The 9,793-nt window shown below is 46.9% G+C and carries 11 protein-coding genes; 8 read left to right on the plus strand and 3 right to left on the minus strand.

Annotated elements, in window-relative coordinates; translation table 11 throughout:
• Positions 1-21: 21 nt before the first annotated feature.
• Genes BLU98_RS16895 through dapB form a run of 4 tightly spaced genes read left to right on the plus strand, consistent with a single transcriptional unit; the run spans position 22 to position 3,163 of the window.
• On the plus strand, positions 22-822 hold the full coding sequence (locus tag BLU98_RS16895; protein ID WP_092726987.1) for a ParA family protein: 801 nt from the start codon (positions 22-24) through the stop codon (positions 820-822).
• Positions 823-849: 27 nt separating this feature from the next.
• Positions 850-1,776 (plus strand): ParB/RepB/Spo0J family partition protein, encoded by a 927-nt coding sequence (locus BLU98_RS16900; RefSeq protein ID WP_092726988.1) that lies wholly within the window; start codon positions 850-852, stop codon positions 1,774-1,776.
• 7 nt (positions 1,777-1,783) lie between these two features.
• Complete coding sequence (locus tag BLU98_RS16905; protein WP_092726989.1) at positions 1,784-2,395, plus strand: DUF5683 domain-containing protein; 612 nt, start codon at positions 1,784-1,786, stop codon at positions 2,393-2,395.
• 51 nt (positions 2,396-2,446) lie between these two features.
• Positions 2,447-3,163 carry a 4-hydroxy-tetrahydrodipicolinate reductase gene (gene dapB, locus BLU98_RS16910; RefSeq protein WP_092726990.1) on the plus strand — a complete coding sequence of 239 codons (717 nt, stop codon included), beginning with the start codon at positions 2,447-2,449 and terminating at the stop codon, positions 3,161-3,163.
• Here dapB and BLU98_RS16915 read toward each other — a convergent pair.
• The gene (locus BLU98_RS16915) at positions 3,158-3,727 is read right to left on the minus strand and encodes a hypothetical protein (RefSeq protein WP_139173998.1); all 570 of its coding nucleotides are present in this window, start codon (positions 3,725-3,727) and stop codon (positions 3,158-3,160) included. The genes dapB and BLU98_RS16915 overlap by 6 nt on opposite strands.
• Before the next feature lie 69 nt (positions 3,728-3,796).
• On the opposite strand from BLU98_RS16915, the gene BLU98_RS16920 reads away from it, so the two are divergent.
• Positions 3,797-4,204, plus strand: a complete 408-nt coding sequence (locus BLU98_RS16920) for an RrF2 family transcriptional regulator (RefSeq protein ID WP_092726992.1) — start codon at positions 3,797-3,799, stop codon at positions 4,202-4,204.
• A gap of 113 nt (positions 4,205-4,317) precedes the next feature.
• On the plus strand, positions 4,318-5,058 hold the full coding sequence (locus BLU98_RS16925; protein WP_092726993.1) for a DUF3575 domain-containing protein: 741 nt from the start codon (positions 4,318-4,320) through the stop codon (positions 5,056-5,058).
• Here the strand turns inward: BLU98_RS16925 and BLU98_RS16930 are convergent.
• On the minus strand, positions 5,055-6,008 hold the full coding sequence (locus tag BLU98_RS16930; RefSeq protein ID WP_092726996.1) for an NAD-dependent epimerase/dehydratase family protein: 954 nt from the start codon (positions 6,006-6,008) through the stop codon (positions 5,055-5,057). The genes BLU98_RS16925 and BLU98_RS16930 overlap by 4 nt on opposite strands.
• Before the next feature lie 51 nt (positions 6,009-6,059).
• Here BLU98_RS16930 and kdsA point away from each other — a divergent pair, with 51 nt between their 5' ends.
• On the plus strand, positions 6,060-6,947 hold the full coding sequence (gene kdsA, locus BLU98_RS16935) for a 3-deoxy-8-phosphooctulonate synthase (protein WP_257575082.1): 888 nt from the start codon (positions 6,060-6,062) through the stop codon (positions 6,945-6,947).
• Positions 6,948-6,955: 8 nt separating this feature from the next.
• On the opposite strand, the gene BLU98_RS16940 is transcribed toward kdsA, so the two are convergent.
• On the minus strand, positions 6,956-7,177 hold the full coding sequence (locus BLU98_RS16940; protein ID WP_092726994.1) for a PspC domain-containing protein: 222 nt from the start codon (positions 7,175-7,177) through the stop codon (positions 6,956-6,958).
• A 206-nt stretch (positions 7,178-7,383) separates the two neighbouring features.
• Here BLU98_RS16940 and BLU98_RS16945 point away from each other — a divergent pair, with 206 nt between their 5' ends.
• Complete coding sequence (locus BLU98_RS16945; protein ID WP_092726995.1) at positions 7,384-9,654, plus strand: aconitate hydratase; 2,271 nt, start codon at positions 7,384-7,386, stop codon at positions 9,652-9,654.
• The last annotated feature ends 139 nt before the right edge of the window (positions 9,655-9,793 follow it).

Below are 9,793 nucleotides of genomic sequence, written 5' to 3' on the forward strand. Positions count from 1 at the left end.
ATATAAAAATATAGAAGACACATGGCGAGAATTATCGGGATTGCCAATCAAAAAGGAGGCGTGGGAAAAACCACCACTGCCATTAATGTGGCAGCCAGCCTGGCAGTGCTGGAATTTAAAACCCTGTTGGTAGATGCCGATCCGCAAGCCAACAGCACTACCGGCGTGGGATTCGACCTGCACAATATCACCAGCAGCCTGTACGACTGCATGGTGAATAATACGCCCGCATCGGATGTGATACTGAAAAGTGAAGTACCCAACCTGGATGTAATCCCTTCTCATATTGACCTGGTAGGTGCCGAGATCGAAATGATCAATTACCCCAACCGTGAGAACGTGATGAAGGGTATCATCGATGTGGTGAAAGACCGGTATGATTTCATTATTATCGACTGTTCTCCTTCACTCGGTTTGATCACGGTAAATTCCCTGGTGGCTTCTGACAGCGTTATCGTACCCGTTCAGTGCGAATTCTTTGCATTGGAAGGATTGGGTAAACTGCTCAACACCATCAAGATTGTTCAGAACAGGCTGAATCCCGAACTGCAGATAGAAGGTATCCTCATGACCATGTACGATGGCCGCCTGCGGCTCTGTAACCAGGTGGTGAGTGAAGTGAGAAGGCATTTCGATGAGATGGTTTTCGATACCATCATCCACCGGAACACCCGTTTGAGTGAAGCTCCCAGCGTGGGAAAGCCAGTCGTACTGTTCGATGCAGAAAGCAAAGGAGCCGTCAATTACCTCAACCTTGCCAAAGAAATATTACAGAAGAACGGCATGACCAAAATGTCGAACGAAGAAAGAATACTTGAATAGCATAGTGCGAATCACAAACCGTGTACAATGACTTCACCCAAACAAAATAGCAAAGACCTCATAGGCAAAGGACTTCGATCCCTGCTCAACAATATCGATGCCGACCTCAAAACCACCGCCGGTTCTTTAAAGACCGATGTGGTGAACCAGGTAACCAATATCTCCCGTATTCCCATTGTCGATATACAGATCAATCCCAAGCAGCCACGCCGCGATTTTGATGAACAGGCTTTGAATGAGTTGGCAGCGTCTATCAAATTACATGATATCATCCAGCCATTGACCGTGTCTAAACTGGCCAATGGAAAATACCAGCTGATTGCCGGTGAACGCCGCTTCAGGGCCGCCAAGCTGGCTGGTCTCAAAGACGTGCCTGCCTACCAGCGCCAGGCCAACGACAAAGAATTACTGGAATTGGCGCTGCTGGAAAACCTGCAACGCGAAAACCTCAACGCTGTTGAAATAGCCCTCAGCTATAAACGAATGATGGAAGAGCTGAGCTATACACAGGAACAGGTGGCAGAACGCATGGGAAAAGAAAGAAGCACCGTTACCAATTATATCCGCTTGCTGAAATTACCACCCGATATACAACTGGCCGTTCGCAGCGGCAGCATCACCATGGGTCATGCCCGCGCATTGATCAGTGTTGATGTGGTGGATAAACAACTGTATCTGTTCAAAGAAATACAACAGAAAGAGCTCAGCGTAAGACAAACTGAAGAATTGGTGCGCAAGCTCTACAAAGCCAATAAACCCGATGCTGTTAAATCTTCGGTAAAGTCGGAATTGCCCCCCGCTTACAAAAAGATCGAAGATAACTTAGCTTCACACTTTGGCACCAGGGTAAAATTGAACCACAACAAAAATGGACATGGCAATATTACCATTGAATATTATTCACTGGAAGAGTTCAATAAAATACTCGATGCCATGAATGTAACCGTGAGTTGATCGTTGCATGAAAGCATATCATCGTTTTATATGGATCATCGTTTGCTGCAGTTGGTTCAACTGCCTGCTGGCGCAAACCGATAAAGCATCGGTGAAAGATACAGTTAAGATCAGGAAACACGATCCTCGTATTGCTACCCGCCGTTCTGCGATCATTCCTGGATGGGGACAAGCCTATAACCGCGAATACTGGAAAATACCACTTGTGTACGGCGTGCTGGCCATACCAGCGAGTTTATATTTTTATAACAACAGTTGGTATAAAAAAACAAAATTCGCTTACGAAGCGCTTTACAAAGCATCATTGCCCGTTAATCCCGATTCAAGCATGTTGAAGGATATCGATCCGCAGCTAAAAACACTCAGCATCGGCTCTGTACAGAGCTACCGCAACGCTTTCCGGAGAGACCGGGATTATTCCATACTCTGGTTCATCATTGCATGGGGATTGCAGGTGGCGGATGCTACCGTATTCGGTCACCTCAAACAATTCGACATCAGTAACGACCTGTCGATGGAATGGAGTCCCAAACTCGACCCCGTTACCCGCACACCGGGCCTTGGTTTTACCCTGAACCTCAAAAACAGCGCTTCTCGCAGGCTGGTAGATGTTCGATAAACAGAATAGTGATACTTTCGCAGAAATTTCCGACTTTTTAAATCCCGGTATATGAAAATTGCACTGATCGGTTATGGTAAAATGGGAAAAGCCATTGAAGAAATTGCACTTGCCAAAGGGCATGAGATCGTATTGAAGATCGATATCAGCAATGCGCATGAGTTTACACAGGAGCATCTGTCACGCGCCGATGTGGCCATTGAATTCACCGGACCGCACAGCGCTTTCGATAATGTGATGAAATGCCTGGCTTGGGGCGTGCCGGTGGTATGTGGATCTACGGGATGGCTGGATAAATGGGATGAAGTGAAAAATTATTGCGAAGCACAAAAAGGCAGCCTCGTTTATGCAAGTAATTTCAGCATCGGCGTAAACCTGTTCTTTGAAGTGAATAGTTTTCTCGCCAGGCTCATGAACAAACACCCGGAGTATAATGTATCGATGGAAGAGATCCATCACACACAAAAGAAAGACGCGCCCAGCGGCACTGCTATTACGTTAGCAGAACAGGTGTTGCAACATATTGCTGCTAAAAAACAGTGGGTAAACGAAACAAGTACCGATCCGGAAAAACTGGTGATCATTTCAGAACGCATCGACCCGGCGCCGGGTACGCATAAAATCAAATACAGTTCTCCGATCGATGATATAGAGATCATACATACAGCCCATAACCGCAAAGGCTTCGCCGGTGGCGCCGTGCTGGCAGCAGAATTTGCCGCTGGCAGAAAGGGAATTTTCGGAATGAAAGAAGTGCTGGGCTTATAACTTGATGGCCAGTCCGGCTTTCAGCAACAAAGCATTGGCCGTAACAGGCTGAGAAGTACCCGCCAGGTTGAACCCGGTATAAGCAGCGCCCAGTTCCAGGAACCCGATTTTCCATCCGGCGCCTCCTTCATACAGGAAAGTGCTGCCCGTTACCGTACTGTTGTCGTATTTCTGCATGGCAACACCCAGGTTTCCGTTAAGGAAGAGACCACCAATCAGGTAACGCCGGATACCTACTTTCAATGGCGTTACTTTCAGATGGGAACTACTGCTGGTGAATGCGATACCTGTAGTACTGGTAGCAATAAAAGTATTGGGGATATTATAGCTGATCTGTCCAAGCGATGCAATAATGAGCGTTTTACCCATACCAATACCTGCGCCAGCTTCGAAACCTACGCCGTTATTGGAAATATTTTTGAAATCGCTATTGGAAGGGCTTGCATAAGTAAAATTGGCAAAAGCCAGCACTTTAGGCAACTTGGGGCCCGGCAGTTGTGCCGATGCTTTCATAGAAAGGGCCAGGGTCATGCAAAAAAAGGAAAATTGGATTATCTTTCGCATGTTGATGGTTTTGAAAAAGGAAGATACAGGTTTTCACTCAATCTTTTAATATTTTAAGTTTTCATTAATATGTTGTCGAAAAAAACACAATATGCCTTTAAAGCGCTTACCTTTATGGCAGAGAAGAAAAAAGACGGCCCGGTATTGATCGCTGAAATTGCCAGCAAAAAAAAGATCCCCCTCAAATTTTTAGAAAATATTTTGCTGGAACTGAAAAAGGCCGGTATACTGGATAGTAAAAAAGGAAAAGGCGGCGGTTATTTTTTCAACATAGAACCTCATAAAATTCCCCTCGCGAAGGTTATGCGTTTAATCGAAGGCCCTATTGCATTATTGCCTTGTGTAAGTCTCAATTTCTATGAAAAATGCGCCGACTGCAACGAAAAAAGATGTGGTCTGAACAGGGTCATGATTGAAGTGCGTGATAACACGCTGAAAGTATTGGAGAATAAAACTGTGGCGGATCTTGTTGGGTAAAGAACCGTCATCCCGAGCGTAGCCGAGGGACCTCATGAAGTCTTCAGCAGGTCCCTCGACTCGCGTTCGCTCGCTCGGGATGACGATCAGCAATAAATCAAACCAGCTCTTATATGAAACGAGTTCTTTTCCTGTTGCTTTGCTTCCCTTTGTTTGCCAATGCGCAACTTTTAGGCTTGGGAAGCAACATCGTAAAGGTGAATCTCAGTTCACTGGCCCTAAAGAATTATAGTTTTTCTTTTGAAAGAAAAATTTCAAAGCGGGTGTCTCTTGTACTCGGTTACCGCACAGAACCCAAGGGCAGCCCTCCTTTCCAGTCACAATTCGAGAACATCATCAACAGTTCCGATATCAACTTCAGTCGCTTCGAAATTGGTAACACCGCCTGGACACCCGAAGTAAGATTTTATCTGGGCAAAGGCAATATGCGCGGCTTTTATGTAGCCCCCTATATGCGGTTTGCCAGTTTCGACGTCACTTCGCCGGTACGCTATAGTACTACAGTCAGCGGCACGCTTTATACAAAAGATGCTGATTTCAGCGGTAAGATCACTTCTACTAATGGTGGATTGATGATCGGAACCCAGCACCGTTTATTTAAAGTATTGGTGATCGACATCTGGATCATCGGCGGGCATTATGGTTCCAGCAAGGGAGACCTGAATTTTGCTGCCACCACTCCCCTGACGCCGCAGGAGCAATCCGCGCTTAAACAAAATCTTGATAAGATAGACGCGAAGCCTTTCAAATTCACCAATACCGTGTATGCCGATGGCAGTGGCGCCAAGATCACATCAGACGGGCCCTGGGCAGGGATACGCGGAGCAGGTATCAATATCGGTTTTCACTTTTAAGCGTGACTGAGGTTCTTCAACATGTCCTCGGTCATCTTACTTAAATCATATTCTCTCTTCCAACCCCAGTCCATCGCAGCTACGCTGTCGTCTATGCTTTGCGGCCAGCTGTCTGCGATGGACTGGCGGTAATCGGGCACATAGATCATCTGAAAACCGGAAACATGTTTGCCGATCTCCGCAGCGATCTCTTTGGGTGAAAAACTCATACCCGAAATATTATACGAAGTACGGATGCTGATCTTATCTGCCGGTGCCGCCATCAGTTCCAATGTGGCGCGAATGGCATCAGGCATATACATCATAGGCAGGTAAGTATCTTCTTTGAGAAAGCATTGGTATTTTTTCTCTGTCAACGCTTCGTGATAGATCTCAACAGCATAATCGGTAGTACCACCACCGGGAGCCGATTTATAACTGATGAGCCCGGGATAACGCAAGCTACGTACATCCACTCCATAACGATGATGGTAATAATTACACCAAAATTCACCGGCATACTTACTGATACCATACACAGTAGTAGGTTCGATGATCGTTTGCTGCGGGCAATTCTGTTTAGGTGAAGTAGGTCCGAATACCGCAATGCTGCTGGGCCAATATATTTTGTGCAGTTTCTCTTCGCGGGCGATATCGAGCACATTCAATAAACCCTGCATGTTCAGGTGCCAGGCCAGGTTGGGATTTTTTTCACCGGTGGCCGAAAGAATGGCCGCAAGCAGGTATACCTGTGTGATGTTCTGGCGTATCACCTGCACGTGCAACATTTCTTTGTTCATCACATCGATACTCACATAAGGACCGGTGCCTTCGAGCAAAGGGTTCTGTTCACGCAGATCGGAAGCGATGACGTTATTGTTACCATATTGTTTGCGCAGCGCCAGGGTCAATTCAACACCTATCTGGCCCGAAGCGCCTATTACGAGTATCCTTTCTTTGGTAGTAGACATAGCAGTTGATTTAGAGCGAAGCAAAGAAAGCAAAAATACCCTGAAATAGATATGCCGCTCCATTTACGTAAATTTGCTGCGCCGGTGAAATCGGTTGCGCAAAATTATCATCTCATGATCCCTTCTTATCTTTCCCAACTTTTCAAACAACAGTCTTATAACCCCGATCAATTTTTCCTCATTGCAGGCCCCTGCGTGGTGGAAAGCGAAGAACTGGTCATGGAAGTAGCCGATAAAGTATCGGCCATTTGCAAAAGGCTGGAAATACCCTATGTGTTCAAAGCCAGCTATCGCAAGGCCAATCGAACCAGCGCCAGCTCTTTCACAGGTATTGGTGACGACAACGGTCTTTCTTTGATCAAAAAAGTAGGCACTACTTATCAACTGCCTACTACATCAGATATACATGCGCATGAGGAAGCGGCCATGGCGGCTCCTTTCATCGACCTATTGCAGATACCGGCTTTTTTGTGCAGGCAAACCGATTTGTTGATTGCCGCTGCTGAAACAGGAAAGGTAGTGAACGTTAAGAAGGGGCAGTTCCTGAGTGGTCCTTCTATGAAATTTGCTGTGGACAAGATCAAAAAAGCGGGTAACGATAAAGTGATGCTCACGGAAAGGGGTACTACTTTCGGTTACCAGGACCTGGTAGTGGATTATCGCAATATTCCCTGGATGCAAGAACACCAGGTACCTGTGATCATGGATTGTACCCATTCACTGCAACAACCCAACCAAACCAGCGGTATAACAGGGGGTAATCCGCAACTGATCGGCACTATTGCAAAAGCGGCTATTGCCACGGGGGCAGACGGACTTTTCATTGAAACACATCCCAACCCGGCCGTTGCCAAGAGCGACGGGGCCAATATGTTAAAGCTCGATCTGCTGGAAGGATTACTGGAACAGTTGGTAAAACTGCGTAAAGCGGTGATCTGAGATCCGTTTTACAAATTCCTTAAAGGATTCCTCCTTCCCGCCAGGATATAATTTTTTATATTGATCCAGAAAGCCAGGATCATATAAATGATAACAGGAGAGCCCAGCGTAAGAAAGGAAATGTAGATGAACCACATGCGGATGCGCGAACTGGCGATACCTAAACGTTCCCCTATTGCCGAACAAACACCAAAAGCCCTCAATTCGAGAAATTCCCTGATTTTTTGCATACACAATCAATTTACAATGCAGTCCGGGGGGTATAGCAGAAACCGGACCCAATTTACGTATTTTAACGCTATCAGCCAGCAATAAACAGGCCTAAAAAGACCCAAATTCTGTTAAAAACAGTTTTCTGTTAGCCCTCGTTTTTTCGTAAATTCGCGGCAATTTCCACCCACCTGTAGCAATAACCTACAAACAATAAACTTCTATTATGGCTTTTGACATTGAAATGATCAAGAAAGTTTACGCCAACCTCCCCGCTAAAGTGGATGCTGCGCGTAAAGCCCTGGGCAGACCACTTACACTGGCAGAAAAAATACTTTTTGCACACCTGCACAGCGACCAGCAGTTATCGAATTTTGAGAGAGGTAAATCTTATGTTGATTTTGCCCCCGACCGCGTAGCCATGCAGGATGCAACGGCCCAGATGGCATTGTTGCAGTTCATGCAGGCGGGCAGGCCTAAAGTGGCCGTACCCTCTTCGGTACACTGCGACCACCTGATCACAGCCAGGGTAGAAGCCAAGCAAGACTTACAGGTAGCTACTACAGAAAGCAAGGAAGTGTTCGACTTCCTGTCTTCCGTATCCAATAAATATGGCATCGATTTCTGGAAACCCGGTGCGGGTATCATTCACCAGGTAGTATTGGAGAATTATGCATTTCCCGGCGGTATGATGATCGGTACCGATTCTCACACCGTGAACGCAGGCGGACTGGGCATGGTAGCCATTGGTGTTGGTGGTGCCGATGCTTGTGATGTGATGGCCGGACTGCCATGGGAACTCAAATGGCCCAAGCTGATTGGTGTAAAACTCACCGGCAAGCTGAACGGATGGACTGCTCCCAAAGACGTGATCCTGAAAGTAGCCGGCATCCTTACCGTAAAAGGTGGAACCGGCGCTATCGTAGAATATTTTGGCGAAGGCGCTACCAGCATGAGCTGTACCGGTAAAGGCACCATCTGTAACATGGGGGCAGAGATCGGAGCCACTACTTCTACTTTCGCTTACGATGAAAGCATGAGCCGTTACCTCAAAGCCACCGGCCGCGAAGAAGTAGCCGCCATGGCCGACGGCATCAAAAACTACCTGACTGCCGATGCAGAAGTGTACCAATCTCCCGAAAAATATTTCGATCAACTGATAGAGATCAACCTGAGCGAACTGGAACCGCACCTGAACGGACCTTTCACGCCCGATCTGGCCACCCCTATTTCTAAAATGAAAGAAGTAGCTGTTGCCAACGGATGGCCTACCAAAATTGAAGTGGGTTTGATCGGTAGCTGTACCAACAGCTCTTACGAAGACATCAGCCGCGCTGTAAGCCTGGCCAAACAGGTACAAGACAAAGGCCTGACCCTGAAAAGCGAATTCACCATCACGCCCGGTAGTGAGCAGGTGCGTTTCACTATTGAAAGGGATGGTTTCCTGGATACTTTTAACCAGATTGGCGCCAAGGTATTTGCCAATGCATGCGGACCCTGTATCGGTATGTGGGATCGCGTAGGTGCTGATAAAAAAGAAAAGAATACCATCGTGCATTCTTTCAACCGCAACTTCGCCAAGCGTGCCGATGGCAACCCCAATACTTATGCATTCGTTGGTTCACCTGAACTGGTAACTGCTATGGCCATTGCGGGCGACCTCACTTTCAACCCAATGACCGATACCCTCACCAACGATAAAGGTGAGAAAGTAAAACTGGATGCACCCAACGGCGAAGAGTTGCCGGCTAAAGGTTTTTCAGTAGACGATCCCGGCTACCAGGCGCCTGCTGCCGATGGCAGCGGTGTACAGGTAGTAGTAGATCCTGCTTCCAAGCGCCTGCAATTGCTGGAACCATTCCCTGCCTGGGAAGGAACCGACCTGAAAGGACTGAAACTACTGATCAAAGCCAAGGGCAAATGTACCACCGACCATATCTCTATGGCAGGTCCCTGGTTGAAATTCCGCGGACACCTCGATAACATTAGTAATAATATGTTGATCGGCGCCATCAATTATTTCAATGATAAGGCCGACAGCATCAAAAATGAACTCACTGGTGAATATGGTCCTGTACCCGCCACCCAGCGTGCCTATAAAGCCGCCGGCATTGGTTCAATCGTTGTTGGTGATGAAAACTATGGTGAAGGCAGCAGCCGCGAACATGCAGCCATGGAGCCCCGCCACCTGGGCGTTCGCGCGATACTGGTAAAATCTTTTGCCCGCATCCACGAAACCAACCTGAAAAAACAAGGTATGCTGGCCCTGACCTTCAACGACAAGAACGATTACGATAAAATACAGGAAGACGATACTGTTGATATCGATGGTCTCACCAGTTTTGCACCCGGTCAGCCGCTCACCATTGTGTTGCACCACAAAGATGGCAGCGTTGATAAGATCAGCGTGAACCACACTTACAACCAGCAGCAGATCGAATGGTTCAAAGCAGGAGGCGCATTGAACATTATTCGTAAGCAAGTTGCTGCAAAATAAAATTTGACAATTAGCCAATTCGGCAATTAGTCAATGTAAATAAGAAGAGGCCGTCTCAATACAATAATTGAGGCGGCTTTTCATTTTGAGAGGAGAGCGGGCATTTAAAGCTGGGATTAGATTTTCTGAGAAGTACCTG

The sequence above is a fragment of the Hydrobacter penzbergensis genome (assembly GCF_900106985.1).
In the GTDB taxonomy this organism is placed as follows: domain Bacteria; phylum Bacteroidota; class Bacteroidia; order Chitinophagales; family Chitinophagaceae; genus Sediminibacterium; species Sediminibacterium magnilacihabitans.

What these genes read in the sequence shown, in the direction of transcription:
- BLU98_RS16895 (WP_092726987.1), top strand. Translation starts at nt 22, where the DNA reads ATGGCGAGAATTATCGGGATTGCCAATCAAAAAGGAGGCGTGGGAAAA.
- BLU98_RS16900 (WP_092726988.1), top strand. Translation starts at nt 850, where the DNA reads ATGACTTCACCCAAACAAAATAGCAAAGACCTCATAGGCAAAGGACTT.
- BLU98_RS16905 (WP_092726989.1), top strand. Translation starts at nt 1,784, where the DNA reads ATGAAAGCATATCATCGTTTTATATGGATCATCGTTTGCTGCAGTTGG.
- dapB (WP_092726990.1), top strand. Translation starts at nt 2,447, where the DNA reads ATGAAAATTGCACTGATCGGTTATGGTAAAATGGGAAAAGCCATTGAA.
- BLU98_RS16915 (WP_139173998.1), bottom strand. Translation starts at nt 3,727, where the DNA reads ATGCGAAAGATAATCCAATTTTCCTTTTTTTGCATGACCCTGGCCCTT.
- BLU98_RS16920 (WP_092726992.1), top strand. Translation starts at nt 3,797, where the DNA reads ATGTTGTCGAAAAAAACACAATATGCCTTTAAAGCGCTTACCTTTATG.
- BLU98_RS16925 (WP_092726993.1), top strand. Translation starts at nt 4,318, where the DNA reads ATGAAACGAGTTCTTTTCCTGTTGCTTTGCTTCCCTTTGTTTGCCAAT.
- BLU98_RS16930 (WP_092726996.1), bottom strand. Translation starts at nt 6,008, where the DNA reads ATGTCTACTACCAAAGAAAGGATACTCGTAATAGGCGCTTCGGGCCAG.
- kdsA (WP_257575082.1), top strand. Translation starts at nt 6,060, where the DNA reads ATGCCGCTCCATTTACGTAAATTTGCTGCGCCGGTGAAATCGGTTGCG.
- BLU98_RS16940 (WP_092726994.1), bottom strand. Translation starts at nt 7,177, where the DNA reads ATGCAAAAAATCAGGGAATTTCTCGAATTGAGGGCTTTTGGTGTTTGT.
- BLU98_RS16945 (WP_092726995.1), top strand. Translation starts at nt 7,384, where the DNA reads ATGGCTTTTGACATTGAAATGATCAAGAAAGTTTACGCCAACCTCCCC.